This is a genomic window from Rummeliibacillus pycnus (genome assembly GCF_044359855.1).
Lineage (GTDB): Bacteria > Bacillota > Bacilli > Bacillales_A > Planococcaceae > Rummeliibacillus > Rummeliibacillus pycnus_A.
Window position 1 is genome coordinate 3,903,817 of sequence record NZ_CP132291.1, and the last position, 24,446, is coordinate 3,928,262.

35 protein-coding genes, 1 pseudogene and 1 riboswitch are annotated in these 24,446 nt (G+C 32.9%); of the genes and pseudogenes, 28 read left to right on the top strand and 8 right to left on the bottom strand.

The window, feature by feature from the left end; all coding sequences use genetic code 11:
• Nucleotides 1-77: 77 nt before the first annotated feature.
• The 11 genes from Q8X41_RS19015 to Q8X41_RS19065 all read left to right on the top strand — a co-directional run bounded on the left by Q8X41_RS19015 (nt 78) and on the right by Q8X41_RS19065 (nt 10,735).
• Nucleotides 78-1,037, top strand: a complete 960-nt coding sequence (locus tag Q8X41_RS19015) for an ABC transporter ATP-binding protein (protein ID WP_397537796.1) — start codon at nt 78-80, stop codon at nt 1,035-1,037.
• Complete coding sequence (gene opuFB / locus Q8X41_RS19020; protein ID WP_397537797.1) at nt 1,030-2,547, top strand: osmoprotectant update ABC transporter permease/substrate-binding subunit OpuFB; 1,518 nt, start codon at nt 1,030-1,032, stop codon at nt 2,545-2,547. The genes Q8X41_RS19015 and opuFB overlap by 8 nt, the downstream gene beginning before the upstream one ends.
• 241 nt (nt 2,548-2,788) lie before the next feature.
• The gene (locus tag Q8X41_RS19025) at nt 2,789-2,992 is read left to right on the top strand and encodes a hypothetical protein (RefSeq protein WP_397537798.1); all 204 of its coding nucleotides are present in this window, start codon (nt 2,789-2,791) and stop codon (nt 2,990-2,992) included.
• Between the two features lie 249 nt (nt 2,993-3,241).
• A complete protein-coding gene (locus Q8X41_RS19030) occupies nt 3,242-4,345 on the top strand; it encodes a PRK06851 family protein (protein ID WP_397537799.1) in 1,104 nt (367 codons plus the stop codon).
• Nucleotides 4,346-5,263: 918 nt separating this feature from the next.
• The gene (locus tag Q8X41_RS19035; protein ID WP_397537800.1) at nt 5,264-5,692 is read left to right on the top strand and encodes a PH domain-containing protein; all 429 of its coding nucleotides are present in this window, start codon (nt 5,264-5,266) and stop codon (nt 5,690-5,692) included.
• 104 nt (nt 5,693-5,796) lie between these two features.
• Nucleotides 5,797-6,171: a VOC family protein gene (locus Q8X41_RS19040; protein ID WP_397537801.1), complete on the top strand. Its 375-nt coding sequence runs from the start codon at nt 5,797-5,799 to the stop codon at nt 6,169-6,171.
• 532 nt (nt 6,172-6,703) lie between these two features.
• On the top strand, nt 6,704-7,240 hold the full coding sequence (locus tag Q8X41_RS19045; protein ID WP_397537802.1) for a sigma-70 family RNA polymerase sigma factor: 537 nt from the start codon (nt 6,704-6,706) through the stop codon (nt 7,238-7,240).
• Nucleotides 7,240-8,319 (top strand): hypothetical protein, encoded by a 1,080-nt coding sequence (locus Q8X41_RS19050; RefSeq protein WP_397537803.1) that lies wholly within the window; start codon nt 7,240-7,242, stop codon nt 8,317-8,319. The genes Q8X41_RS19045 and Q8X41_RS19050 overlap by 1 nt, the downstream gene beginning before the upstream one ends.
• A gap of 353 nt (nt 8,320-8,672) precedes the next feature.
• Entirely contained in the window at nt 8,673-9,254 is a 582-nt protein-coding gene (locus tag Q8X41_RS19055; protein ID WP_397537804.1) for an N-acetylmuramoyl-L-alanine amidase, read from the top strand.
• A 108-nt stretch (nt 9,255-9,362) separates the two neighbouring features.
• Nucleotides 9,363-10,085 carry a GDSL-type esterase/lipase family protein gene (locus Q8X41_RS19060; protein ID WP_397537805.1) on the top strand — a complete coding sequence of 241 codons (723 nt, stop codon included), beginning with the start codon at nt 9,363-9,365 and terminating at the stop codon, nt 10,083-10,085.
• Between the two features lie 407 nt (nt 10,086-10,492).
• Nucleotides 10,493-10,735 (top strand): hypothetical protein, encoded by a 243-nt coding sequence (locus tag Q8X41_RS19065; RefSeq protein WP_397537806.1) that lies wholly within the window; start codon nt 10,493-10,495, stop codon nt 10,733-10,735.
• Nucleotides 10,736-11,448: 713 nt separating this feature from the next.
• Here Q8X41_RS19065 and Q8X41_RS19070 read toward each other — a convergent pair.
• Nucleotides 11,449-11,712, bottom strand: coding sequence for a hypothetical protein (locus tag Q8X41_RS19070; RefSeq protein WP_397537807.1), 264 nt, complete (start codon nt 11,710-11,712; stop codon nt 11,449-11,451).
• 305 nt (nt 11,713-12,017) lie between these two features.
• Here Q8X41_RS19070 and Q8X41_RS19075 point away from each other — a divergent pair, with 305 nt between their 5' ends.
• Together Q8X41_RS19075 and Q8X41_RS19080 are read left to right on the top strand one after the other, a co-directional pair.
• The gene (locus Q8X41_RS19075) at nt 12,018-12,269 is read left to right on the top strand and encodes a phage holin (RefSeq protein ID WP_397537808.1); all 252 of its coding nucleotides are present in this window, start codon (nt 12,018-12,020) and stop codon (nt 12,267-12,269) included.
• Between the two features lie 248 nt (nt 12,270-12,517).
• Complete coding sequence (locus Q8X41_RS19080) at nt 12,518-12,715, top strand: transcriptional regulator (protein WP_397537809.1); 198 nt, start codon at nt 12,518-12,520, stop codon at nt 12,713-12,715.
• Between the two features lie 109 nt (nt 12,716-12,824).
• Here Q8X41_RS19080 and Q8X41_RS19085 read toward each other — a convergent pair whose 3' ends face one another.
• A complete protein-coding gene (locus tag Q8X41_RS19085) occupies nt 12,825-13,133 on the bottom strand; it encodes a translation initiation factor 2 (protein ID WP_397537810.1) in 309 nt (102 codons plus the stop codon).
• 150 nt (nt 13,134-13,283) lie between these two features.
• Nucleotides 13,284-13,366, top strand: a riboswitch (cyclic di-GMP riboswitch).
• Nucleotides 13,367-13,387: 21 nt separating this feature from the next.
• Between Q8X41_RS19085 and Q8X41_RS19090 the strand changes: the two genes are divergently transcribed.
• Complete coding sequence (locus Q8X41_RS19090) at nt 13,388-14,155, top strand: hypothetical protein (RefSeq protein ID WP_397537811.1); 768 nt, start codon at nt 13,388-13,390, stop codon at nt 14,153-14,155.
• 231 nt (nt 14,156-14,386) lie between these two features.
• Here the strand turns inward: Q8X41_RS19090 and Q8X41_RS19095 are convergent, their stop codons facing one another.
• Together Q8X41_RS19095 and Q8X41_RS19100 are read right to left on the bottom strand one after the other, a co-directional pair.
• On the bottom strand, nt 14,387-14,599 hold the full coding sequence (locus Q8X41_RS19095) for a hypothetical protein (protein ID WP_397537812.1): 213 nt from the start codon (nt 14,597-14,599) through the stop codon (nt 14,387-14,389).
• Nucleotides 14,600-14,601: 2 nt separating this feature from the next.
• On the bottom strand, nt 14,602-14,799 hold the full coding sequence (locus Q8X41_RS19100; protein ID WP_397537813.1) for a helix-turn-helix transcriptional regulator: 198 nt from the start codon (nt 14,797-14,799) through the stop codon (nt 14,602-14,604).
• A gap of 542 nt (nt 14,800-15,341) precedes the next feature.
• Between Q8X41_RS19100 and Q8X41_RS19105 the strand changes: the two are divergent.
• A pseudogene (locus Q8X41_RS19105) lies at nt 15,342-16,449 on the top strand (cupin domain-containing protein).
• A gap of 61 nt (nt 16,450-16,510) precedes the next feature.
• Here Q8X41_RS19105 and Q8X41_RS19110 read toward each other — a convergent pair.
• Nucleotides 16,511-16,942 carry an ImmA/IrrE family metallo-endopeptidase gene (locus tag Q8X41_RS19110; protein ID WP_397537814.1) on the bottom strand — a complete coding sequence of 144 codons (432 nt, stop codon included), beginning with the start codon at nt 16,940-16,942 and terminating at the stop codon, nt 16,511-16,513.
• 27 nt (nt 16,943-16,969) lie between these two features.
• On the bottom strand, nt 16,970-17,389 hold the full coding sequence (locus tag Q8X41_RS19115; protein WP_397537815.1) for a helix-turn-helix domain-containing protein: 420 nt from the start codon (nt 17,387-17,389) through the stop codon (nt 16,970-16,972).
• 182 nt (nt 17,390-17,571) lie between these two features.
• Here Q8X41_RS19115 and Q8X41_RS19120 point away from each other — a divergent pair, with 182 nt between their 5' ends.
• The 10 genes from Q8X41_RS19120 (at nt 17,572) to Q8X41_RS19165 (ending at nt 22,227) form a co-directional block, all read left to right on the top strand.
• The gene (locus Q8X41_RS19120; protein WP_397537816.1) at nt 17,572-17,805 is read left to right on the top strand and encodes a helix-turn-helix transcriptional regulator; all 234 of its coding nucleotides are present in this window, start codon (nt 17,572-17,574) and stop codon (nt 17,803-17,805) included.
• Nucleotides 17,806-17,815: 10 nt separating this feature from the next.
• Nucleotides 17,816-18,514 (top strand): ORF6N domain-containing protein, encoded by a 699-nt coding sequence (locus Q8X41_RS19125; protein WP_397537817.1) that lies wholly within the window; start codon nt 17,816-17,818, stop codon nt 18,512-18,514.
• Nucleotides 18,515-18,754: 240 nt separating this feature from the next.
• The gene (locus Q8X41_RS19130; RefSeq protein WP_397537818.1) at nt 18,755-19,033 is read left to right on the top strand and encodes a hypothetical protein; all 279 of its coding nucleotides are present in this window, start codon (nt 18,755-18,757) and stop codon (nt 19,031-19,033) included.
• A 188-nt stretch (nt 19,034-19,221) separates the two neighbouring features.
• Nucleotides 19,222-19,497, top strand: a complete 276-nt coding sequence (locus Q8X41_RS19135) for a hypothetical protein (RefSeq protein ID WP_397537819.1) — start codon at nt 19,222-19,224, stop codon at nt 19,495-19,497.
• Nucleotides 19,498-19,508: 11 nt separating this feature from the next.
• Nucleotides 19,509-19,700 (top strand): hypothetical protein, encoded by a 192-nt coding sequence (locus Q8X41_RS19140; RefSeq protein ID WP_397537820.1) that lies wholly within the window; start codon nt 19,509-19,511, stop codon nt 19,698-19,700.
• Between the two features lie 116 nt (nt 19,701-19,816).
• On the top strand, nt 19,817-20,065 hold the full coding sequence (locus Q8X41_RS19145) for a PD-(D/E)XK nuclease-like domain-containing protein (RefSeq protein ID WP_397540307.1): 249 nt from the start codon (nt 19,817-19,819) through the stop codon (nt 20,063-20,065).
• Nucleotides 20,066-20,207: 142 nt separating this feature from the next.
• Nucleotides 20,208-21,038 (top strand): DnaD domain protein, encoded by an 831-nt coding sequence (locus Q8X41_RS19150; protein WP_397537821.1) that lies wholly within the window; start codon nt 20,208-20,210, stop codon nt 21,036-21,038.
• Nucleotides 21,007-21,789: a DnaA ATPase domain-containing protein gene (locus Q8X41_RS19155; RefSeq protein ID WP_397537822.1), complete on the top strand. Its 783-nt coding sequence runs from the start codon at nt 21,007-21,009 to the stop codon at nt 21,787-21,789. The genes Q8X41_RS19150 and Q8X41_RS19155 overlap by 32 nt, the downstream gene beginning before the upstream one ends.
• On the top strand, nt 21,789-22,013 hold the full coding sequence (locus Q8X41_RS19160; protein ID WP_397537823.1) for a hypothetical protein: 225 nt from the start codon (nt 21,789-21,791) through the stop codon (nt 22,011-22,013). Before Q8X41_RS19155 ends, Q8X41_RS19160 begins: the two co-directional genes overlap by 1 nt.
• On the top strand, nt 21,997-22,227 hold the full coding sequence (locus Q8X41_RS19165) for an ASCH/PUA domain-containing protein (protein WP_397537824.1): 231 nt from the start codon (nt 21,997-21,999) through the stop codon (nt 22,225-22,227). The genes Q8X41_RS19160 and Q8X41_RS19165 overlap by 17 nt, the downstream gene beginning before the upstream one ends.
• 48 nt (nt 22,228-22,275) lie before the next feature.
• On the opposite strand, the gene Q8X41_RS19170 is transcribed toward Q8X41_RS19165, so the two are convergent.
• Together Q8X41_RS19170 and Q8X41_RS19175 are read right to left on the bottom strand one after the other, a co-directional pair.
• Nucleotides 22,276-22,608 (bottom strand): cupin domain-containing protein, encoded by a 333-nt coding sequence (locus Q8X41_RS19170; RefSeq protein WP_397537825.1) that lies wholly within the window; start codon nt 22,606-22,608, stop codon nt 22,276-22,278.
• A 141-nt stretch (nt 22,609-22,749) separates the two neighbouring features.
• Nucleotides 22,750-22,920: a hypothetical protein gene (locus Q8X41_RS19175; RefSeq protein WP_397537826.1), complete on the bottom strand. Its 171-nt coding sequence runs from the start codon at nt 22,918-22,920 to the stop codon at nt 22,750-22,752.
• Nucleotides 22,921-23,454: 534 nt separating this feature from the next.
• Between Q8X41_RS19175 and Q8X41_RS19180 the strand changes: the two genes are divergently transcribed.
• From Q8X41_RS19180 to Q8X41_RS19190, 3 genes are all read left to right on the top strand, one after another.
• Nucleotides 23,455-23,628, top strand: a complete 174-nt coding sequence (locus Q8X41_RS19180) for a hypothetical protein (protein ID WP_397537827.1) — start codon at nt 23,455-23,457, stop codon at nt 23,626-23,628.
• A gap of 6 nt (nt 23,629-23,634) precedes the next feature.
• Nucleotides 23,635-23,832, top strand: coding sequence for a DUF3954 domain-containing protein (locus Q8X41_RS19185; protein WP_397537828.1), 198 nt, complete (start codon nt 23,635-23,637; stop codon nt 23,830-23,832).
• 122 nt (nt 23,833-23,954) lie between these two features.
• Nucleotides 23,955-24,437: a sigma factor-like helix-turn-helix DNA-binding protein gene (locus Q8X41_RS19190; protein WP_397537829.1), complete on the top strand. Its 483-nt coding sequence runs from the start codon at nt 23,955-23,957 to the stop codon at nt 24,435-24,437.
• Nucleotides 24,438-24,446 lie beyond the last annotated feature (9 nt).

Genomic DNA, 24,446 nt, shown 5'->3' on the forward strand with positions numbered 1-24,446 from the left:
ATATAAATAGTTAATATTTCGATTATCTATAAATATAGTGGATAATGGAATTACAATGGAAAGGGTGATTGGAGTAAATGATAAAATTCGAAAATGTATCAAAAAGTTACAAGGACGGAACATTGGCTGTGGATTCTTTAAATCTTGAGATTCAAAAAGGAGAATTTTTTGTGATCATTGGCCCTAGTGGATGCGGTAAAACAACAACACTTAAAATGATTAATCGTCTAATCCCATTATCTGATGGGACAATCTTAATAAATGACAAAAAAATAAGTGAATATGACATCAATGAGTTAAGATGGAATATTGGCTACGTCTTGCAGCAGATTGCTCTTTTTCCACATATGACAATAGAAGAAAATATTTCAGTTGTTCCAGAGCTTAAAAAATGGAATCGTGAGAAAACACAGCAGAGAGCAAAAGAGCTTTTAGATATGGTTGGCTTAGAACCAGATACATATCTAAATCGTACACCAAGCGAACTATCTGGAGGACAACAACAGAGAATAGGTGTCATCCGTGCGTTAGCCGCTGATCCTGATATTGTTTTAATGGATGAGCCATTTAGTGCACTTGATCCGATTAGTCGTGAAAAACTTCAAGATGATCTGCTAAGGCTTCAAAAGAATTTAAAGAAAACGATTGTTTTTGTGACGCATGATATACAAGAGGCTCTAAAGCTGGCTGATAGGATATGTGTGATGAAGGATGGGGAAATTGAACAGTTAGCTACCCCGAATGAGATTATTAAGAATCCTAAAAATAATTTTGTAAGAGGATTTATAGGTAGTAATAATAAGCATGGATTAAATGAAACACTATATCTGGAGAAAATCATTCAACCACTTAAGTCACAAATGCCTACATGTACTATTTCTGCTTCAAGTACATTAGATCAAGTTTTAGAGAAATTAATAGATCAAGAACAAGTAGCTATTGAAAAAGATGGTAAAGTAATTGGAATAATAAATAGACAAATTATGATCCGATATTTAGCCAACGACCTGCTAGAAGGAGGTAGTGCGCATGAATAGTCTAATTAAAGTGTTTCATGAAAGACAAGATCAACTTCTTAATGCATTGTTGGAACATATCCAAATATCTTTTATTGCCCTATTTTTTGCCGTAATCATTGCAATTCCACTAGGGATCTTTTTGACTAAGAAGAAACAAATGGCTGAAATAATCATCGGAATAACTGCTGTATTGCAAACAATTCCATCATTAGCATTGTTAGGCCTTTTAATTCCTTTATTTGGTATAGGGAAAGTGCCAGCGATTATAGCATTAGTGATATATTCACTGCTTCCAATACTTAGAAATACATATACTGGTATTAAGGAAGTTGACCCTTCATTAATCGAAGCAGCTATGGCAATGGGGATGAATCGAAGAAAAAGATTACTAAAAGTTGAACTTCCTTTAGCTATGCCAATCATTATGGCAGGTATTCGTACAGCAATGGTACTAATCGTTGGTACAGCAACTCTTGCGGCATTGATTGGAGCAGGGGGATTAGGAGATATTATTCTGTTGGGTATAGATCGTAACAATGCCTCGCTTATTTTACTCGGTGCAATACCTGCAGCTTTATTGGCGCTTGTTTTTGATTTTCTACTGAAAAAATTCGAACACCTCTCTTATAAAAAATCGATGATAACATTAGGTACCATTGTGGTATTGGCTTTTTTCGTTATGGTGACACCATTTGTTATAAACAATCAGCAAAAAGAGATTGTTATTGCTGGTAAATTAGGCTCAGAACCGGAAATATTAATAAATATGTATAAGCTGCTTATTGAAAATGATACAGATCTAAAAGTAGAGTTAAAACCGGGGCTAGGGAAAACCTCATTTGTATTCAACGCGTTGAAATCAGGCAGTATTGATATTTATCCTGAATTCACTGGAACAGCCATTTCTGAATTCTTAAAGGAAACGGCAAGTAGTACAGATAGTAAAACAGTATATAAACAAGCAAGAGATGGTATGCTGGAAAAATTTGATATGGAACTTCTTAAACCGTTACAATATAACAATACCTATGCTTTGGCAGTCCCACAGCAATTAGCTAAACAGTATCAGTTGAAAACAATTTCTGATTTACAAGCTGTTCAAGATAAGATAAAGGCTGGTTTTACTTTAGAATTTGACGATCGAGAAGATGGTTATCGAGGTATCAAGAAACTTTATGATATTCATTTTTCAAATCTAGTGACGATGGAGCCAAAACTTCGTTATGGGGCAATCAAAACTGGAGATATCAATTTGGTTGATGCCTACTCTACAGATAGTGAACTTAGACAATATCAATTAACTGTTTTAGAAGATGACAAGCATTTATTCCCACCTTATCAAGGTGCTCCGTTATTAAGAAAAGAAACATCTGATCAGTATCCTGAAATAGTAAATGCGCTAAATAAGCTTGCAGGAAAAATTACTGATGATGAAATGAGAGAAATGAATTACCAAGTAAATGTCGAAGGAAAAAGTCCTCAAAAAGTGGCCACAGATTACTTGAAAAATGAAGGGTTAATTAAATAATAATTATATTCACAAAAAGAAACTGTACAAAACAGTTAAATAGAGCGAAAAGTTAGGTTAACCCGAAAGCACCTTTGCAATCAATTTTGCTAGGTGTTTTTTTATACACGAAACAATCTAAATAGGATTCAATATTAATATTCTATGGTTGGATTTAATAAAAAAGCTAGGCAGTAATACTCGGTATATTATTATTTAATTCATATAATACTTATATAATGCTTAAGGAAGGAGTGATTCAATGGTTAACATGTACCCACAAGGAAGTTATCACCACGGAATGCAGCATGGAATGTACCCCGGAATGCATCATTATGGCACACACCCAGTCCACTACCATAATTACCACCATTATCATACACCATATCCAGTACATTACCCAGCGCATCATCATGGTCACTATCCACACTATCATCACACTCATTACCCATATCGCACATACTAAAATATTAAAATAGGGAAAAATGTAATTTTTTGTTATAATATTACTCCAAGATATCGAATTTTAGAATTGTACATGGAAAAGAAGGAACCAAAAGGGTTCTTTCTTTTTTTTTTATGGAAAAAAGGTTCATTTGATTTAATAATTCTAATAAACTCCAATTTCATGTAAAGTAGGCAATCACCTATGACTTCCACTTCGCATAATTTAATCTTATAGAACACATCTCGTTTGAGAGGAGAATTGTTGGACGTGAAAGGAAAAGAGTTGCATTACTTTGCAGGAGGAAATACAGCAAAAGGATTTTACAGCCAATTTGATTCCAATTTTGCTGTGTTAGAAAAGGTGTTCATATTAAAAGGTGGTCCTGGAAACGGAAAATCAACTTTGATGAAAAATTTAGCGAGTGCATTTCAAGAAAAAGGATATGATGTGGAATACATTCATTGTTCTTCAGATTCTGACTCAATTGATGGCATCATTTTTCCTGCTATAAAAGTAGGGATTGTAGATGGAACGGCACCACATATCATTGAACCAAAGGCACCTGGAGCAATCGAGGAATATGTAAATTTAGGAGTTGCGTGGGATTCGCAGCAACTGAGTGCCAAAAAGGATGCGATCATTCATCTTATCAATGAGAAAAAAGAAGCGTACGTTGCAGCCTATCAGGCATTTGCAGATGCGTTAGCTATTCACGATGAATGGGAATCAATTTATATATCGAATATGGATTATGAAAAATTAAATAGTTTGACAGAAGAGCTTGAATCATTCTTCTTTAGAGAAATCACTTTAAATAAGGAATCAAATGTCCGACATCGATTTTTAGGAGCAGCTACACCAAAGGGAGCAGTTGACTTCATTCCAAATTTAACTGAAGACATTCGCAAACGATATTTTTTAAAGGGTAGACCAGGTTCAGGAAAATCAACCTTATTGAAAAAATTAGCTGAAACAGCAGAAAGTAATGGTTTCGATGTCGAAATATATCATTGTGGTTTTGATCCAAACAGCTTAGATATGCTGATATTCCGTGAACTTGGTATAGCCATCTTCGATAGTACGGCACCACATGAGTACTTCCCAAATCGTGAAGGCGATGAAATAATTGATTTATACAATGTAGCAATTTATCCAGAAACGGATGAAATGTATGAGGATCAAATTACCACTATTTCAGCTAGGTACAGAGAAAAAATGAATGAGGGGACAGCATATTTAGCTGACGCAAAAAAATCTCATGAACAGTTAGAGGATATTTATAAAAGGTACGTGAATTTCAAGATTGTTGAAGAGATTGAGCATAAAATAGAAGCTTCAATAATTGAATTGGTGAATAGTACGACTGAGTAATCCTAAGTGCTTTATTCTAAATAATAAGTTCAATATTGTTCGGAAATTTGTAAAAATTATTAAGACTATTTTTTGATGGGAGCAGTATTATATAAGTGTAAGTATTAATAAATGGTTGAATGCTAATTCAAACAGTTTATCTATTATTAAATATGATGAGGTTCATTACGTTAAATAATGTTGATGAATTGTAATTATTTACAAATTTAATTCCTATTGCAAGTAAATAGTTCATATAATTTCTACTAGAATAGACTATTTTTCCACTTAACTTAGGTTAAGAATAAACAAGGACATATCTAAAGAAAAATAATTCAAACAATAAATTCTTTTAATGAATTCAATTCACTTATAAAAATAAAAATAATAATCAAACTCCATAACATTTCCAGAAATAAACTTAACCAATCAGTACAAGATGACGAAGGCCGCCCTTATTTTTAAGGGCGGTTTTTGTTATTTTATAAAGATATTAAAAATCCAATTAATATAAACTCAATAATTTTACATCATACAAGGATAATATCTGGAATAAAATTGAAATCGATTTGCATTCGGCTTTGTATAGTTATATGAATCATTATCATAATTCAAAGATTTGATAATAAACATGAACATTAAATGGGCCATTGTTATACGACATATCTATTAGAACATTGTCTCAGAAGCGGAAGATGGCGACTCCTGCGGGATAGCGAGATAGGTGAGACCCCGCAGTGAAGCACGGTACGGGCTTCCGAGGAGGCTCAACGCTCGCCCGCGGAAAGCGCCATCTAAAGCGGCATACTAAGTAAATACTAGAAATGAAATATTATACAAATTATTGAGTTGTTTATTTAGAAAATATTCGTATTTTTTAACTAGAGAAGCACTTATGATATTGATTCATATATATAAATCATGATAGGAGAGATCTTTTTGAAATTTACTTCAAAAAATGATTGGTGGTTAACTGTAATCGTATGGACAGCAATGCTTTTTTCTATTTGTAGTGGAGGGTATGCAATTATTAAAGAAACACCTTCGCTCGGTGAATTATTACTCACCATGACTTTGACCTTTTTATTACCCATTTTGATACTGTGGCTATGGCTTACTACATTCTATCTTTTAGAAGAGGACAACTTAATTATCAGATATGGACCTTTTAAAAAGATAATTCCATTTGAAAGTATCAAATCTATAAAGAAAACGATGAATCCATTATCAAGCCCGGCTTTGTCATTAAAAAGGCTTGATATTGAATATGGACAGTATCAAAATGTAGTTATTTCTCCTAAAGATCGAGATGAGTTCATGGAAATCCTTTCAAAAAGATGTCCAAATGCTAAAATTACAATTCAATAAGATTTACTTATAACAAAATATAAACAATATAAAATTTACTTATGGTAGTGATTGGTAATAGAATGAAGTAAGGGACCTCACTAAAACAAAAGGGGAAGATCAATATGTCATTTCTTTTTAAATCAATTGACCATATTCAATTAGCAGCTCCAAAAGGTAGTGAAGAAATTGCTCGTAAATTTTACAAGGATATTTTAGGTTTTGAAGAGGTTGAAAAACCAGAAACATTAAAGAAAAACGGTGGGGTTTGGTTTGCATCTGGAAATATTCAAGTGCATATAGGAATAGAAGAACCATTTTCTCCATCTAAAAAAGCACATCCTGCATTTGAAATAGACAATATTGAAGAATTAAAAATATATTTCTCAAAGAACCAAGTGGAGTATGTAGAAGATGAATTACTTCCTGGCGCAAATAGAATCTATATTTTTGATCCATTTGGCAATCGTATTGAATTGTTGGAGTGGATTAAAGAATAATTTTTTTAAAATAGATGCGTTCAATTAACGAGATAGACTAGTTTTTTATGAAACACTATTTAAGTTAGTTTATATCTTGGGATTTCAATTATCTCAATATTTAGTTAACATAATACTGGGAAATGTAACCTGTATATTGGAGATTTTTATATTTAAAAGGCTGAGCTACGAATATGTGGTTCGGCTTTTTTGACGATACAAAGTATCTTAAAATTTCTGTTTGCAGATCTTCTTTTTTGGTAAATTGAAAATCCTTCGTATTATTTGAAACCAAACAAATTGATTTTTGTCGAATGCTGGATTGGAGAAAAATAGCGAAAAAAACATTTAACTAAAAAGTAAATCAGAAGTCGAATTTTGAAACAAATAGTAGTATAGAGAAAAATATGTCGAATTCAGATGAGTGATGTGAAAAACAGCGTACGAAATTATATTAAAGAAAATACATAAATCGTAAAATTTTTTTACTATTGATAGTTTTTTTCAAATTGATTCGAATTCAAAGATAGAATTTATTTTAAAGGAGTGGCTTATGAAGATAACAGAACAAAATGTAGTGCAGCAATTAAAAAAACAAAATGAGCTAGCACTTAATTACATCATTGCTCAATATGGGGGCATGATTAAGTGTATTATTAGTGAAAAGTTATCGAGAAAACAAGATATTGAAGAATGTGTGGACGATGTATTCCTCGGTATTTGGCAAAATATCGATCACTTTGATTCATCCAAAAGCTCACTAAAAAATTGGATTGCCACCATAAGTAAATATAAAATGATTGATCGATTAAGAAAGCATATAAAAGAAATAGAAAGACAAAGTTTAGTTGAAGAAATACCGGAGCTTAGTCAGATACAAAGGGATCTATCAGCGGAAGTACATAATTTACTGTCATATTTATCGGATGAGGATCAAGCTATATTTAAAAAATATTATTTAGAAGAAAAGGGAACAAATGAAATCGTTCAAGAGCTACAGCTAGAAAAATCATTTATATATAACAGATTATCGCGGGGGCGCAAGAAGCTAAAAGGATTAAAAAATAAAATCTTTGGGGAGGGTCTATAATGAAATCTCTTTATCAAATATTCAATCTTATAAAACTAGATACTTCAGCGTATGATGATTCTCCACTTACTAATTTTGAGCAGAAACAAATCAAAAAACGATTGCAAGCAAAAATAGAACCCAAAAGAGATATTTATAAACGGAATATTTTATCAGCTACAGCTACATGTGGAGTTATTGCAACTGTCGTAATGTTGATATTAACCCATTTCCCATCTGATTCATCAATAAATCATTCATCTGACACCACACGAGAAATTGTTGAAAAAACTGACATTCTAAAAGCAACTGAAGATGATCCTTATACAACAATAGTTAACCAAACAGTTAAAAAGGATGAAGGAACTATGACTGTGGAAACAGTTAATATTGATGCACAAAATTTATATATAAAATTAAAATTTAAACCTTCCAAATCACTTGGCGAGATTGAGGATGCACCTTTATTATTTTTAAATGGTGAAAAGATTAATCCTATGCAAGGTACAATAGATTATTCAAAAAGTGCTGATAAATCTTATGAAATTAATGTGAATTACACTATTCCAAAAGTTCAATCGGAAACATTGCAAATCCAGCTACAATACAATAATATTTACCTTTCAGATAGAGTATCATGGGATTTTGACTTTAAAATCTCTACAACCAAATTGATACAGAATACAAAAACGTATACGATTAATAAACGTGTTAACTTACCAAATAAACAATATGCCTATATAAAAAATGTAGTTGTATCACCAACTACAACAACATTTAATGCAGATATATATGATCCAGATAAAGCAGATGCATATCAATTATATTTCAAAATGGCCGATGATTTAGGAACTAAGTATCGAATACAAAATGGTCGAATTCAAAATAAAGTAAAAAACGAACCAGACAGCTATATGCAATTTGTAGCTATTCCAAAAGAAGCAACAAAAGAAACAGCAGAAGAAGTAACAGAAGAAGCGACAAAAGAAGCATCAACTGTTTACCTGATTCCTTGTTATGTCCCATCATCTGTTCATTTTCCAGAGGAAGAGGATTATGTCGAAATGGATAAGCAAGTCATTACTATTCATCTAAAATAAAGAATCTTGGGCTTAAGGATTTGCTTTTTTTACTCTATACACTATAATTGTCGAGAATTGAAATGGAGAATAATGGCGAAAAAGATAAACGTACTATAAAATTAATTTTGATAATCAATGCAATGTCGAATTTATGAATTTGAATAAACAAGGTATACTTGCTATAAGTATTAACTTTAAATTTTGTGCAAAATCAAGTTGGTGAATCTAATTTGAATTTACGATAATTTATGATTCCTAGTTCTAATATGTTTTCAATTATCCTACAAAATACATTTTGTTTTCTGTAGGATTTTTTTTATTGTCTACTTTATTAAAATTCCCTCTATTTAATATAAAAAGGGGGAATTTTAATGAAGAATAATTGGGTCATTGCAATCGACGCAGGACATGGGGAATTTACACATGGAAAACAATCGCCAGATGGAGAGAGGGAATGGAATTTTAATAATAAAGTTGTGCAAGCTATATTGAATGAATTAGGTAAATATCCAATGATGAAATGCATTCGAGTAGACGATCATACGGGGAAAACCGATCGTAGTTTATACAATCGCGTTCAGATTGCAAATAAGAAGAAAGCTGATATTTATATTTCTAGCCATCATAATGCAAGTACCGGAAATTGGGGAACGTGGACCGGTGTAGAAACGTTTGTCATGACGCCTAAAGTAAATAATCCTAAGTCTGCACTGTTAGCTCGGCATATACATCCGAAAGTGGTAGCTGCAATGTCACTAAAAAATAGAGGAATAAAAGAAGCAGATTTCTATGTTTTAAGAGAAACAGAAATGCCTGCCATTTTAATTGAAGGAGGATTTATGGATTCTATAATAGACATCAAAAAGTTGCGAGATGATCAACGTTTATATGAACAAGGTAGGGCAATTGTACAAGGAATAGTAGATTATATAACATTCGTAAATGTTAAATGAAAAAAATAAGGTTTTTATTCGCTTAAAGGAACTTAAAAAGATAAAATAAAGTATTAGTGTAAAAATGTTTACAAATGTGACTGAAAAAAATGTAAGAAGGTGATTCATATGGAAAAAAGATTGAGAATCTCATTTATCGTAAACATAATTCTTTTGACTATTTTGATCACGGTATTTGTACAATCAAATAGCTTTGCAGACATGAAAATGAAAATGGACAAAAAAGAGGCAACTTTAGATTCTGTTGTATTGCGACCTGCTCACTATGAACAACGACAAACATTGTTTGAACGATTGACTGTTACAAAAGAGTCAACCGTTATGTTAGGTGATAGCATGATTTTATACAATGAATGGGCAGAAGAGTTTCCAGTTGAGCCAATATTAAACCGTGGTATCGGTGGAGATACAACAATTGGCCTGTTAAAAAGATTAGAAACAATCACAAGCGGTCAACCAAAACGTATTGTATTAATGATTGGCGTCAATGATATTGCAAAAGGTTATTCTGAAGACCAAACATTAAAAAATTACGATAAAATATTATCAACTATTAAAGAAAAAAGTCCAAATACCCAAATAATCATCACGTCCGTTTTACCAGTAAATAATGAACTATATGGTTATCGAGTTCGCAATTCGCAAATAATTAAGTTAAATGAAGGCCTTCAAGAATTAGCAAGTAAACATCAAATTCCAATGGTCAATATTTACGATCAATTTTTAAAAGGTGATCAATTGGATTCAAAATATACAAGTGATGGTCTGCACTTAAATGGCGAAGGTTATGCTATATGGGTTAATGCGTTAAAACCTTTTATGGGCAAATAGATATTTCCAACATTATAGATAATGAAAACCGTCACAAATGATGAATGTGACGGTTTTCTTATGATTGATTATTTAGTGTATTGTTTATCTACAAGCCACATTGAAGTGATTGAAATTAACTTACTTAAGGAAAATTATCATAAAATACAAGGAGCCAGATTAGCCAATACTTCATAGTAACTAATTGCACCATGTCCTCCGTCCATTGCCCTTTATAGATCATTCAGTACAGAGCTCTGTTTTTGCCAGCAAACATGTATTCATTTAATTTCCTATCACCTCTTATAATCACCTTATGGAAATTGGGCAAATGTAGTAACCTGTCTATTTTAATAAGGTAAGAATAGATAACAAGCAGGAAAAAAAGAATATCCATAGAATGTTATAGATAAGGAGTGGTCTGTCTAATGAGTCATCAATTGGATTTATTTGAATATGTGGATAAACAAGCGAACTTAATGTCAATAAATGAACAAATAAATAGCTTATTACCTGGGCAAGAAATTACCTTTTCCAACATTTCGATTAGAAAAACTGAGCGCTTTTTTGAAATGTTACAATCAGATGTTTTTCATGAATGCTTTCGAGAGCAAGAAGCATGCATGCAATTTATCAAAGTGTATCTTGAGTCAGGTGAATATTTGAAATAGTGTTTGTAAATCATTTGAAGTAAATTTGCTATCTTACTTTCTTAATATTTTTTGTATTGAAGAAAGATTTGTGCGCAGAAATCGAATAAATTAAAACGATTACTGACCAAATAAAATTTCCGATGAACAGCTGTTTATTATAGGAGAGTAATAAAAGACAGCTAACAATCCCAAAGCTTAAAGAATATAAAATCATTAGCCAAAATCCCCATGCTTTTAAATTCATATAGCCATAAATTACTATTAAAGTAACAATGGCCAATAGAACTCTGAATAACTCTTCTGGAAAATCGGGAAAGCCAAATCGTTCTGCAAAACCAAACTTGTATGCAATTTGGTGATAGAAAAACGTGATGAATATTAATGCAGCTATACCAAAAATGTAAAAATAGCTTATGAGGGATACCCCGATTGGTTTTTTCAGATCAAATCACTCCGTTTTCCTTCAAATATTTTATAGGACATTTGAATATCAAACGAGCCCTAATTACAATACATAATTCAATATATATCTATTAATTATCCAATATAACCAAAACAAACGCGGAACTAAAAAATCATTAGTTCCGCGTTTGTTTTTTGATTTTGTTGAACATCAAGAGTTATTAATCGGTTTATTATTGCATAGTTTAATGGTGGATACTACGAGTTTTCAAAATGAAAAATGAAATGATTCTTTGAAGCAAGACATATAAATGATTATGAATGCAATATTAACGCGTCCTCCGTTCTATTAAAGCTATTTGCCTTGTCAAATGGTCAAGTTGCTGTTGCATTTGATTCAATTGACGTAAATGTTCTTGTTGAATTTGTACATTTTCCTTTGGGTTTTCTTGCTTTTCCTCTATCGCTGCTAGCGTAGACAAAACCCCGACAGCATAACCCAATGTGGTGATAACTCCTGAGAGTAAATCCAGCTTATCAGAATTTTTGATGTCCTGTTCTAGAGGCCTATTATATTGTTTATTCTCTTTCATTCACATACCTCATTTATGTTGAGTTATTATTCAAATTACATTTAAGTGACTCCAATAAAAAGGACAATAAAAATTTAAATACATGGAATCAAAATAGATTTCCCTACAATTTTCGTAAATTGGTGACAAATAAGTTGGAAAATCGATTTTAAACTATCTTTTGATTTTTCTATAGCATATGACGTATTTTGGTTGTTTAGAACGAATAGTATCTAATGATGGAGGGGCGAAAAAAAGTGTCAAAATGACAAACCAAATAAATTACGCATTAACTAGCGGTAGAAAGAAGGAAAGGAGGGAGTACTATGACGGCAGACAAGTTAAAACAGTGTATAGCTTTGTTTGGAGGAATGCTATCAGCAATTTTCTTATTTTTACAATCAATCGGGGTTACGTTTAAGTGGTTTACGCAAGAATCCATTAATGCCTTTAATCAAGTGTTGGTCACTGCAGTTCCATTCTTTTTCGTAATGTATGGCGTTTGGAAAAATAGCTATATTGTCACAACTAAAGCAAAAGAACAAGAAAAGCTATTGAAGGAAAAAGGATTAAAATAATTAGAGTAACAATATAATAAATAGTAGAGTTGATTTAACTATAAAAAAATAAGTAAAAGGGGTTACACCTGGCTCTTTTAACAAAAGTGTTGATGGCGGGCTACATTTATCATTTAAAATAATATGAAACTACGCATTTTTATGCTGGTTATATGCAATCTACATTCATTATTCCTTCGGACAGAACGTATATTCTATATAGAAGAATAAGAGGAGGTCGCATTCTGAAAGAACAGCTGGTAAAAGCGATGAATCGTAATCAGTTAGTGAACATTATGTATATGTCCAAAACAGGTGAAATCACGAAAAGACGAGTGAAAATCATGAAAATAACCGATGATACATTCATAGCCTATTGTTTCCTAAAAAATGCACAGCGCACTTTTAAAATCGATCATGTTCTAGCGATTGTTCCGGTAATTCGTAGAGAAAGCGAGATCATTTAATTGCATATTGAAAAAAATGAAACCATGAAACTTTTTGAATAAAGTATCATGGTTTTCTGGTTCATTTATAAAAATAAGAGATTTAATTATTTCTTTTAAATTCAATAATCTACTTTCTTGCCATTTGTCTAGTCAATTGATCCACTTGCTTTTGCAATCTTTCTATTTGTTTAGACTGCTCATCTTGCTTTCTTGAACTTTGATTGTTTTGGCTGCTTTGATTATTTTGGTTGTTTTGGTTGTTTCGATTATTTTGATTATGTTGATTTTCTAATTCCTGCAATGTAATACCTGTAGCGATGGTCGTTATTCCATCACCTAAAGTAGTGAGTGCTGCTCCAATAAAGGCTAGTCTAGCAGCAATAAGTTCTGGCGATTCCCCATTTTGACCATTTCGATAGTTGTTTCTGTTAGCCATTTCCAAGCCTCCCTCAGCTATTCTCCAGTTACTATTTAAATTATGTAAGTAACCCCAAAATAGTGTGTACATATGAATAGTTGTTACGTAATCAAAAAATAAATTTCTTTCTTTAAACTTTTCATAATAACACCGATAAATTAAATGATTTAAAAATAAAGGTACAATCAGGGAAATCTGATGTCACAAAGCTATCGGGGCTAAGGAGTAATCTATGCCAGCCAGCTGCCGTTACCCATTAGGAGGAAAAGGTAATGAAAACAAAAGTGTATACAAAAATTTTATCCAGTGCAGTAGCAATTAGTTTAGTTTTAGGTTCAGCTTCATTCGCAAGCGCGAAAGGCTCAGATCATGGAAAGTCAGAACATCAGCCAAAAGGACAAGTCCAAGAAGAAGTTGAAAATTCTAATACTGGAGAAAATGAGAAAGAAGAAAAAGATCAAAATAAAAAAGATCAAAATAAAAAAGATCAAAGTGAAAAAAATCAAAAAAATCAAAGTAAAAAAGAATTAAAGAACAAAACAGTTTCTAAATCTAAATTCAGTAAAACAGTTGAAAAACGCTTAAATAATGTTGACTCTACTATTACCAAGCTTTCTAAATCTATAAACTCATTTTTTGCTGTAAGTGAAGATGGAACAGTAGATAAAGATTTAAGCAAGAAAGTAGCAACTAAAAAATATAAAAGTTATACAGGAAAATTGAAAGCCGAAATCAATAAGCTTCGTGCGATTGACAAACAACTATCATCTGATAAAAGAAAAAATAGATTAAATGCATCAGATTATGAAATCTTATCAACGAAATCTAAAGAACTTCAACAACTGGCTACAGATGAAATTAAACGAGTAAAATCTTTAGCTGAACAATCTACAACACCAAAAACGGATCATGAAACGACAACTACAGAACCAAAATCAGATGATAACAATGAACAAGCTGATTCACAAGAACAAGATAACAATGAACAAGCTAATTCGGAAGATGATGGTGAACAAGTTGATTCAGTAGATGAAGAGTAATCAACAGAAAATGATGCAGGAACACCTGTGAATACAACAACAATTCCAACTGCCTCATAAAGAGAAAATAATAACGATTTCAATAAAAAGGTCAACTCAATTGTTGACTTTTTTTAATATGAAAATCCAAATCTAATTTATGTAGGTCAGAAAAATAAATTGAAATAAATTTAAGAAAGCCCTTTGCCATCATTGGTAAGGGCTTTTTGATTTACATATTCTATATTCCATTTACGTGTTCATTTTTCTGTTGAAAATCAATCTTGACCAAAAATAAACAGCATTACCGAATAATAATATGGTAAATTGCCAACCCGAGTTACCTTTTATAAATAAATCATATAAAGACCAAATCAATAAAGAGATTGTATAAAAAATAAATCCATTTTTTGCGGATTGATCACTTTGATACTTTTCCATTTCATCAGCTTTTTGAAATCTCATTTTTACTCCTCCTTATAAAAGAATAAGTTTTCAATTTGTGTGTTTAAATGTATGGATAACTTAAATGCCAATGTTAATGTAGGATCGTATTTATTGTTTTCAATAGCATTGATGGTTTGCCTTGTAACCCCACATTTATTAGCAAGTTCTTCTTGCGAGAGTTTCATATTTTTTCGTATATTTCTAATATTATTTTCCAATCTAAACCACCTTAATGCCTCTTTTATGTAAAAACATTTTTACATTTTTATTATATGCAGTTATTTATAAATGTCAAATTGTTTTTACATTTTAAAATGTGAATTAGGTGACAAACCTAAGCATTAATTTAGTTTTGCATAAGCTATTAATGTAAGGGATGAGTTATATATACAAATACTTTTCATGTATTTATTTCTTATTCTTTACCTAAAAACTTTCTCTTCTTTACATTATCTCCTACCTCACTTCAATGTTAATAAAAATCAAATTGCTTTTTATAAAGTTAACCACTAGCCCTGTCATCCAATGTAATGAGGGGGTATTTTTTTTATAAGAACTACCGCTCTATAATATAAATTAAAGCAAACAAATGTACTATTTTGAGCAGGGAACATTTTTAAAGACCATTTATTAAAAAGACTAATATACTAAGCACAGTTAACTGTTAGGGGAGGAAATGTTTGTTATTCCTAATTCTATTCATATCTTAAATTGAGCTATAAACTTGTGGCGAATACTTAGTAAAAGAATTAGAGGAGTGATTTTTTGGAGAACCGATCAAAAAACGGACATACCACAACCGATTCGAGATTGTAATGGATGGTGGGATATTGGTCCGCGGGATATTTGTCGAGACCTTGAGGATCCCGATATGTTGGTCCCACCTACCACAGATTCTGGTACTCTGCCTAACCTAAAATTTTCTTTCTCCGATACCCATATGCAGTTGAATCATGGTGGTTGGTCACGAGAAGTGACAGTTAGACAACTTCCGATTGCGACCACGATTGCTGGTGTTAATATGGCTCTTACTCCGGGTGGTGTGCGTGAGTTGCATCGGCATCAGCAAGCAGAATGGTCTATTATGCTTGCTGGTAGAGCACGCATTACATCGGTTGACCAGAATGGGAAGAACTTAATTGCTGACGTTGGCGTAGGCGACTTATGGTACTTCCCTCCAGGAATACCGCATTCGATTCAAGGGTTGGAAGAAGGTTGCGAGTTTTTGCTCGTATTCCCTGACGGTAATTTCTCCGACCTTAATACTTTATCTATCTCTGATGGGTTCTCACATACTCCTAAAGATGTATTATCAGCAAATTTTGGTGTACCAACAAGTACATTTAAACACATTCCGAAAAAATAAGTTTATATTTTCCAGGGAACTATTCCCGGTTCACTGGAAACTCAACAAGTTACAGACCCCCAAGGTAATGTGCCTTTATCCTTTAAGCATCGTTTGCTTGCACAGGAGCCAGAAGTTTTTCCAGGTGGGACAGTTCGAATTGTTGATTCAAACAACTTTCCAATTTCAACCCAAGTTGCGGTCCGGGACAGCACGAATGACAGTCTTTGCAGCCAATGGTACAGCTCGTACTTTTGATTACCGCGCAGGTGATGTAGGATATGTACCATGTGCCTTGGGACACTATGTTCAAAACACGGGAAAGCAAAGTGTATGGGTTTTGGAGATGTTTAAAAGTGACCGTTTTCAAGATGTTTCTCTGAATCAGTGGATGGCAATTACACCTCATCAACTAGTATACGAGAATTTAAAAGTAGGACCAGAATTAATGAGTGCATTGAGAAAGGAAAAATGGAATGTAGTAAAGTATCCTGGTTTTTCTTACTATCCAAGAACACCGTAGTGTGGATTTGAATTTAATATTTGATTTGCGATAAAAAGAACATACGTTCTTTTTATCGGTATTAAAATAGCCCTTTACATTTCATTTTGACAAGTTCTGTTGGTACGTTATGTAAAGCGGCTATTTGGTTTATAGATAAACACTTGCAATCTCTTACTGATTCATCAGAGATTAATAGTTCTGCAGCAAATGTATTTGCTTGTATTTCAATTTTGGAAACAGAAAAAAATGTATTTTGTCGCATGAATGGAGTGTTGTACCTAGTATGTAGTATTGCATGCCCTAATTCATGTGCACATACAACTCTTTGCATTTCTTGTGGTAAATTGCCATTAATAACAATATATCGATTTCGACGATCGTATTTATAGTATCCTCTGATTTCTTCGTGTAAGTCCCAATTAATCACAATTATATTTTTGCATTCTGCGATTTCGTAAGGATTATTAGTGTTATATTTTTCTACTAATTCCTTAACAACGGATTTCAACATATAATCGCCTCACAATTCCTAATATGTTTATTCTCTATCTTTATATTTATTAGGTGTGTATTTTTTATTAATCCTTTGTGTTTGGCGGAATATATGTTCCATCGATTCGATTAAAGATTCTTTAGCTTCTTCGCTGATTGGTTCACCATCAAATGCTAGACCATCGCTGTTTTCTATTTCATCTCTAAATGTCTTTAATCGCTTAGCTATATCTTTTTCATCTTTGGTAAAATCTACATGGTTTTTAGTAAGTTGATTTATTTCTCTACCTAATAAATCATCTATAGTTACATTAAATAAATCTGCCAATGCTTCTAGCATGTTATTATCAGGTTCACGAATACCGTTTTCGTAGTGTGAATATCTAGCTCTAGAAATACCTAATTTTTTAGCAATTTCGTCTTGAGTCTGTTTTCCTCTTAGTTTCTTTAAGTTTTCAGTTAACATTTATACCACCTCACAGTTTTAGAACATACATTTGCATATATAGATTATAAACAAAAACAGATACAAATAGTATCTATAAAACAGAAAGATACAAAAAGTATCAAAAAGTGTTGACGATACGAAATGTATCTGATATATTCTAGTTGAGGATACGAAATGTATCGAAAAGGAGGTGAAGAATAATGCGTAAAAAGTTAATTGAACAGCGTAAAAAGTTAGGTTTAACGCAAGTTGAATTATCCAAGAAAATAAATATCTCAGAAGTTTATGTCAGGAAACTTGAAAGTGGTACACGAAATCCTTCAGTTCCGTTAATGGTGAAATTTGAACAGTTTTATGATGTATCGATGAAAGAACTATTTCCTGACGTTTTTTTTATTAATTATGATACGAAATGTATCAAAAATTTAGCCTAGGAGGTACAAAATGAACCATTTACAAGCCATTGAACAAAATAATCAGCGTGTTTTAACTACAGTACAACTTGCTGAAGCATTTGAAACAACATCAGACAAGATCAGTTACAACTTCAAATACAATGAATCTCGTTATAAAGAAGGAAAACATTTTTTCTTATTAACTGGTGAAGATCTAAAAGACTTAAAAGTAACAAATCGTGAATTTCAAGGCTCGGTTAGTCGCTTATATTTATGGACTGAAAAGGGAGCTTGGCTTCATGCCAAATCAATTAATTCAGATAAAGCATGGGATGCTTACGAGTCATTGGTTGATGATTACTACGAGATTAAAGAGGAAAAGGTCATCCCTCTATCAAAGGACCAAGCGTTAGTAACAGTTTTACGAACTACAGCAGATCTCATAGAAGACACTCAAAGTATTAAGCAAGAACAGCATAAAATTCGAAGAGAATTGTCTAAAATCAACGAAAAAGTTGAAGAACAAATCACTTTAGATTATGGAGAGCAACGTCGGTTGCAAAAAGCTGTTGCGTGTAAAGTTTATGAAATCGAAGATCACATAGCTAACCGGTCAAAGCTATTCCGCGAAATCTACAGAGAAATCAAAGACCGTTTTGCAGTTGCTAGTTACAAAGATGTTAAGCGCCAAGATCTTCAAATAGCAATTCAGTATATAGAAAACTATGTTCCAAGACGTGTTTCTTAAGGAGGATGTTCTTCTATGAATAATATTCCATTTGATATTAAAGAATTTTGCTAAATGATACGCGAAGAAGTAAAAAATGCAGTGACAGATGCAGTTAGATGAGCTTGTTGAAGCTCAAATAGACATTGACCACTTGGTAGCGATTATGTGTATGGAAGCTGGAATTAGTTACGTGGAGTTGTGGGACAAACATTATAGACCGTTAACAAGTAATGGTTACCTAGCCATAGGAGGTGCACTATGAACAGATTAAATTTCAGACCACAGGATTGGAATGCAGCAGAGAAATTACATGAAGATATTGATTCATTACAAAAAGAATTGTCTATACACCTTGAGAGAGGAGATTACGGTATTGCAGGAATATGTTCGGAAAATATTAATAACTCAATAAAAGAACTTTGCAAAATCCGGCATACAAAACGTGAACATGATCGCTTAGTAAAAATAGCTAAATCACATGAAGAGGGGTTATCCCATTATTACAATAAAAAAACAAGCTATTTCATGGGGAATTAACTGGCTGACTTAAAAATAACATGACAGGTTAATTCCTGTCACGAAGCACGCAAAAATCGTATCTAATATAGTATTTATACAAATTTGACGTTATGGAGACGGCAAATCTTCATCTTTTAAAGGTGCGAAAACCTTAAAAGCTTGAGTGTTTCGTGATGTGAGTTAAGCATCAGAAAGATGGTGAAAACATGACAAATCTAATCGGTCGAATTGCAGATCTTGTAAATGAGTTAAAGGTTATCAAAGAACAAGAGAGTAGTCTTGCTATCACAATTGATTATGTCAGCGAAGGAGTTCAAATAGGTAAACCATCAAATTTTTTCGAACATTTCACAGATTATGATATTACAACTCGAATTGGAGATTACCCATATCGAGCTTCTGTTGAGGTTGATGGCATTGAGTTTTTCACACTATTAACTGCAATTGAGTATAACAAATATGTACAAATAAATGCGTCATAGGAGGTCTGATTATGTTAGAAAATCCAATGGTTGCAGGATTAGGATATGAAGAAACTTATGCATCTCCAGTTGGAAGATGTAAAGAATGCAAAGACTTAGTGTATCAAGGCTATGAAGCTGTAATTTTTGAAAACGAAGTATTCTGTTGTACTTCTTGTCTTGAGGATTATTTAAAAAAGATCGGGGTTATTCAGGAAATATAAGCTTTGAACCGTGAGAATTACTACTCACAAGAGGTAAACCGAGAGTATTTCTCGGTTTACCATTTCAAAAGCATGATGCAATGTGAAACTTCAGAGATTACGAAGTTAAATGGAGAATATCAAGAACCTTTTCAAGTGCCTTAACAGTTGGTTCTTACATTCATGCAGCGTTCGAAAGTGGAGGTGCATTCAATCAATTTTGCGAAAAAGAACAAGATTCAATTTTTAAGAGTCGTGGTGGTAAGTATTCAGACTTTGTAGTAGCAGATAGCATGATTGAAACACTTAAAAATGATGAATTTGCAATGTTCTCCCTAACAGGACAAAAAGAACAAATCTTCACAGGCGAGTTGTTCGGCGCTTAATGGAAAACCAGTTTGGATATTCGAGCGGGACAGGGCAATACGGATGAAATTAAGAATGAAGCGATATAACGGCTATCGGGTAATAAAGGTTAGCAATGGTTTAGTAATATGCGAAACTAACAGGATTTAAGGAGGTACTGAAGTGGCTGAAAATATCAACGGAGTTATATACGAAGGAATACTTTCAAAAGGTTACGGGCTAATACCTCAAATGATTACGCGTGATAAAGATTTAAGTATTGAGGCTAAAGCGATTTATGGATATTTATCAGCTTTTGCAGGCAATAATCATGAGGCGTTTCCAGGTGTAGAATTAATTTGTGCTGAATTAAACATTTCAAAAAAACGATATTTGAAGCATCGCAAGGTGTTGATAGATAAAGGCTATATCGAAATTGTCCGAGAACGGTTAGAAAATGGTTTCTCTAAAAATCTCTATCTTTTAAAACAAAATATTCCGTATGGGGTCAAATCGTGCCCTTACGAAACGTTACCATCCCAAAACGTACAGGAACAAATCGTAACCATACAAAATGACACCACTAATAGTAACAGTTTTAAAAGTATCAATATAAATAATAACAATATTAAAAATTATCAACCTAACAACCAGCCCGACAAAAGCTTTGCTAAGATCATTAACTTCTACGAAAAAAATATCTCAATCGTTAGGCCAATGATTGAAGAAAAGCTTGGTGGGTTGGTGGATGATTTTACAGCTGATTTAGTTTTATATGCATTAGAAATTACAGCTTCAAATCCAAAAGTTACTAATCCAGTTAAATATGCAACTTCGATTTTAACGAAATGGAAAGAGAATCTTGTAATTACTCGTCAACAAGCTGAAATCTATGAATCTAACAAACGGGGTGAACAAAATGGAACAAGCATTCACGGGAATCGAGGAAGTTCTCAGAAAAATGAAGGAGCAAGAAACCCTTATGAGATCGCAAGAGGATATTGCTCCGACTAACTACAAATGCGATATCTGCAAGGATGAAAAAGGCTGGACTGAGTGGCGTGATGCAGATGTATGGGGTGATGGTCGCTATGTCCGTAAAGAGCAAGTATGGGTGGACTGCTCTTGTACGAATCAACGAAAGATTGAAGGACTTATCAATTCATCTCATATCACGGAAGAATTTCAGAAAATGCGATTTAACAATTTTGATATAGAAGGATTAAGTAATTACGTAAAACGCATGAAAGAAAAATCAGAAGAGTATTTCACCCATTTCAAAAACGTCAGAAACACTCGGACAAACAGCATTGCTCTTATTGGTCAACCTGGGGTTGGTAAAACACATCTTTTGATGGCCGTTAGTAACAACTTGATAACCAAAGGTTCCATTCCAGTTATGTACTTCCCATTTGTTTCAACAATTGCTGAAATGCAAGCGAACACTTTCGAAAAAGAAGAAGCCATAACGCAAAGAGCTAAGGAAGTGGAAGTTCTTTTCATTGATGATCTATACAAGCCAGCTGGAGGTAAACCACAAGCTACTGAATGGCAGCAACGGAAGGTGTACGACATTGTTAATCATCGGTATTTAAACAACTTGCCAATCTTGCTGTCAAGTGAACTACAGTTTCCTGAAATGCTTGCAGTGGATGAAGCGACAGGAAGTCGTTTGTTTGAAATGACGGAAAATTACACAGTGAGTGTTCCGAAAAATTTTCGATTGAATTATCGTACAAGAAAATTATTTAAGGAGGCTAACTAATGACTGCGACAAACGATATCAAATACATCATAGACCAAATCGTCATTACATACTACCAGTATCAAAAATTCAAAGAGAAAGTATTCAGTGACAATTTTGAAAGATATGTAACCCGATTGATGCAGATTACAAGTTTAGATCGTGAAGGTGCTTTGAAGTATGCTGTTGATTTCTTGGCGGATGAAAACAAAGTGGGGGGGTTGCGTAATGACCATAACTCATAGCTTAAAGATTTTACCAAAGTACTTTGCAGCAGTTATCAGTGGCAATAAAACTTTCGAAATTAGAAAGAATGACCGTGGGTTTCAAGAGGGCGACTTCATTGTTCTGAGGGAATGGAACGGTATGGAATTTACGGGTGGAGAAATTGCAAAACGGATTACTTACATCACTGATTTTGAGCAGCAACCAGGGTTTGTTGTGATGGGGTTTAAGTGAACAGTAGAAGAATAATGTGTAATAAAAAAGCACCAATCATATTGGTGCTTAAGGAGTTCCCTTTATATCATTATCATTTTTTTCAAAACAAATATTCACAGTTCTAATATTTGAGCGGGTTCTATGTTTTGTATGTGCTGGCACATTGTATCCTTCACCAGGGAGTAATGAAATAGACTTTTCGTTTTCTAAGTCAATGAAAAGTTCCCCTTCAAGCACCATAAAGTATTCGTCTGTTTCATGTTCATGCCAATGAAATTCACCATCAATAACAGCAATTCTTAAAACATGATCATTTATTTCTGAAACGACAAAATTGTTATAATCAGTAATACCAGACACTAGTTCTAAAAGATTTACTTTCTGTGGTAAATGTTTCAAATATATATCCCCAATCTAATATAATATTAAACTAAAAAATTATACCATAAAATAATGAAGGTACCAAAAATAACAATAACCGTTTACTTGTAGTGGCGTAGTTCGAAGATTTAGTGACACAAAAAAGAAGGGTTTCCCCTTCTAATCTTCTTTTTGATCAAGCTTTTCAGAAATATCTTTTAGAAATCCCTTGATTTCTTTCTGATTTAGAAGGACTTTCACCATGAAATAAAAAACAAATATAATTACGGCAAAATATAATAAGATGACTAAAATTGGTATAAAGGCGAATGTAGTAAGAAATTCGTCCAATTATTAAACCTCCTTTCAATTTGGCAATTATACCATAATATATAGAAGTAATGAACAATTATAGTAAAAATATACAACATAGATTTAGCGACATAAAGGAGAATAGCAGATTGTCAGTTTCAGATTTTATCTATACAACAGCATCCATTGCAGGAGCTATTATCATGGCGAAAATGGAGTGGGAGGGACGACATAAGTGAGACACAAACTTTCCTCAAGATGAACGCAAAGCAATGAAAGAATACTTGGAATATATCAATATGACTCGCAAAGGGTTTTATAATCATTGGTGCGATGAACGATTGGAAGATGAATATAACAAGTTTGCAAAGGGTAATGTATCACGAGTAATTTCATAATAAAAAAACACGCTTGAACCGACATTCAAACGTGCAAGAATAGAAAAGAGAGTAGTTGTGAGTAGACGGTTGGCAGACCGTCTAACTCAATTATTAACAAATTGTTAATTGAATATACGATTAAGTAAATTTAAAGATTCATGCTTATAAAAAATAATTGAAAAGGGTGGTTTCAATGTTACGAAATGAAGCATTAGAACGGCAGAGGCTATTATTTAATAATCGGTGCATGAAATGTCCTTATAGAGGAGCATATCACTATACAAAACAATGTATGAGCTGTCCGGTAAGAGATGAACTATTAGAAATTGGCCAAGTGTTAGATAAAACAATAAGATCAGCGGGGTGAGTACTCTTGGTTAGAAAAATAGATGAAGATATGATTGCAAAGGTTGATTTATGTAAAAATGCCGTCTACATTGTGAACGATGGACAATTAACCGAAGTTGCAGCTAAAAGCCATGGCGAAGATATTATCACTTGGAAAAACAACAAAGTTTTAGATGTTATTCGCTCTGAAAGAATACGTATAAACGGACAAGATATGGTATAATTAGTATAAATAACAAATCGAATAATTAATCCTCTACGGAAGAACCGACAGGATACTAAGCTCACGTCAATATGGCGTGTAGTTTGGTATCCTTTTTTATTTGTTAAAAAGGGGCGATATACATGGATAACTGGGCAGATAGATTACTAGGTGAATATAAAGAAAGTCGTGCAGAATTGCACCACATGAAGGTGCGACTGGATAAAGATAATTTTGAAGATGAAACACTGATCAATAGAATGATTGATAGTATGACCTTTGCAATGGAATGGATGGAGATAGGAAGAGAACCAGGTTCATACCAAGGCATTGATAAAAAATCCATTTATCAAAAACAATTCTTTGAATCAATTGATGTTATTCCAGATATTACAGATGAACTTTATGACATTAATTCTAAGCAGCTTTATATGACTCAAGATGAAAAGAAAAAGTTAGCAATGATATTTTCAGCATGGAGCCACAGAGAACGAGTTTGTTATATAAAACATGTTGTCGAACAAAAAAGTTTCCAACAAATTGCAGATGAGCTCAAAGTTACTAAGAGCACGGTTCAAACGCATATTCGTAGGGCTAAAACCAAGGTTAAAGAACATGTTTCATAAAATTTATTT

Bases quoted from the DNA above. Each gene is read 5' to 3' on its own strand.
- Q8X41_RS19015 (WP_397537796.1), top strand. From the start codon at position 78: ATGATAAAATTCGAAAATGTATCAAAAAGTTACAAGGACGGAACATTG.
- opuFB (WP_397537797.1), top strand. From the start codon at position 1,030: ATGAATAGTCTAATTAAAGTGTTTCATGAAAGACAAGATCAACTTCTT.
- Q8X41_RS19025 (WP_397537798.1), top strand. From the start codon at position 2,789: ATGGTTAACATGTACCCACAAGGAAGTTATCACCACGGAATGCAGCAT.
- Q8X41_RS19040 (WP_397537801.1), top strand. From the start codon at position 5,797: ATGTCATTTCTTTTTAAATCAATTGACCATATTCAATTAGCAGCTCCA.
- Q8X41_RS19045 (WP_397537802.1), top strand. From the start codon at position 6,704: ATGAAGATAACAGAACAAAATGTAGTGCAGCAATTAAAAAAACAAAAT.
- Q8X41_RS19050 (WP_397537803.1), top strand. From the start codon at position 7,240: ATGAAATCTCTTTATCAAATATTCAATCTTATAAAACTAGATACTTCA.
- Q8X41_RS19055 (WP_397537804.1), top strand. From the start codon at position 8,673: ATGAAGAATAATTGGGTCATTGCAATCGACGCAGGACATGGGGAATTT.
- Q8X41_RS19060 (WP_397537805.1), top strand. From the start codon at position 9,363: ATGGAAAAAAGATTGAGAATCTCATTTATCGTAAACATAATTCTTTTG.
- Q8X41_RS19065 (WP_397537806.1), top strand. From the start codon at position 10,493: ATGAGTCATCAATTGGATTTATTTGAATATGTGGATAAACAAGCGAAC.
- Q8X41_RS19070 (WP_397537807.1), bottom strand. From the start codon at position 11,712: ATGAAAGAGAATAAACAATATAATAGGCCTCTAGAACAGGACATCAAA.
- Q8X41_RS19075 (WP_397537808.1), top strand. From the start codon at position 12,018: ATGACGGCAGACAAGTTAAAACAGTGTATAGCTTTGTTTGGAGGAATG.
- Q8X41_RS19080 (WP_397537809.1), top strand. From the start codon at position 12,518: ATGAATCGTAATCAGTTAGTGAACATTATGTATATGTCCAAAACAGGT.
- Q8X41_RS19085 (WP_397537810.1), bottom strand. From the start codon at position 13,133: ATGGCTAACAGAAACAACTATCGAAATGGTCAAAATGGGGAATCGCCA.
- Q8X41_RS19090 (WP_397537811.1), top strand. From the start codon at position 13,388: ATGAAAACAAAAGTGTATACAAAAATTTTATCCAGTGCAGTAGCAATT.
- Q8X41_RS19095 (WP_397537812.1), bottom strand. From the start codon at position 14,599: ATGAGATTTCAAAAAGCTGATGAAATGGAAAAGTATCAAAGTGATCAA.
- Q8X41_RS19110 (WP_397537814.1), bottom strand. From the start codon at position 16,942: ATGTTGAAATCCGTTGTTAAGGAATTAGTAGAAAAATATAACACTAAT.
- Q8X41_RS19115 (WP_397537815.1), bottom strand. From the start codon at position 17,389: ATGTTAACTGAAAACTTAAAGAAACTAAGAGGAAAACAGACTCAAGAC.
- Q8X41_RS19120 (WP_397537816.1), top strand. From the start codon at position 17,572: ATGCGTAAAAAGTTAATTGAACAGCGTAAAAAGTTAGGTTTAACGCAA.
- Q8X41_RS19125 (WP_397537817.1), top strand. From the start codon at position 17,816: ATGAACCATTTACAAGCCATTGAACAAAATAATCAGCGTGTTTTAACT.
- Q8X41_RS19130 (WP_397537818.1), top strand. From the start codon at position 18,755: ATGAACAGATTAAATTTCAGACCACAGGATTGGAATGCAGCAGAGAAA.
- Q8X41_RS19135 (WP_397537819.1), top strand. From the start codon at position 19,222: ATGACAAATCTAATCGGTCGAATTGCAGATCTTGTAAATGAGTTAAAG.
- Q8X41_RS19140 (WP_397537820.1), top strand. From the start codon at position 19,509: ATGTTAGAAAATCCAATGGTTGCAGGATTAGGATATGAAGAAACTTAT.
- Q8X41_RS19155 (WP_397537822.1), top strand. From the start codon at position 21,007: ATGAGATCGCAAGAGGATATTGCTCCGACTAACTACAAATGCGATATC.
- Q8X41_RS19160 (WP_397537823.1), top strand. From the start codon at position 21,789: ATGACTGCGACAAACGATATCAAATACATCATAGACCAAATCGTCATT.
- Q8X41_RS19165 (WP_397537824.1), top strand. From the start codon at position 21,997: ATGACCATAACTCATAGCTTAAAGATTTTACCAAAGTACTTTGCAGCA.
- Q8X41_RS19180 (WP_397537827.1), top strand. From the start codon at position 23,455: ATGTTACGAAATGAAGCATTAGAACGGCAGAGGCTATTATTTAATAAT.
- Q8X41_RS19190 (WP_397537829.1), top strand. From the start codon at position 23,955: ATGGATAACTGGGCAGATAGATTACTAGGTGAATATAAAGAAAGTCGT.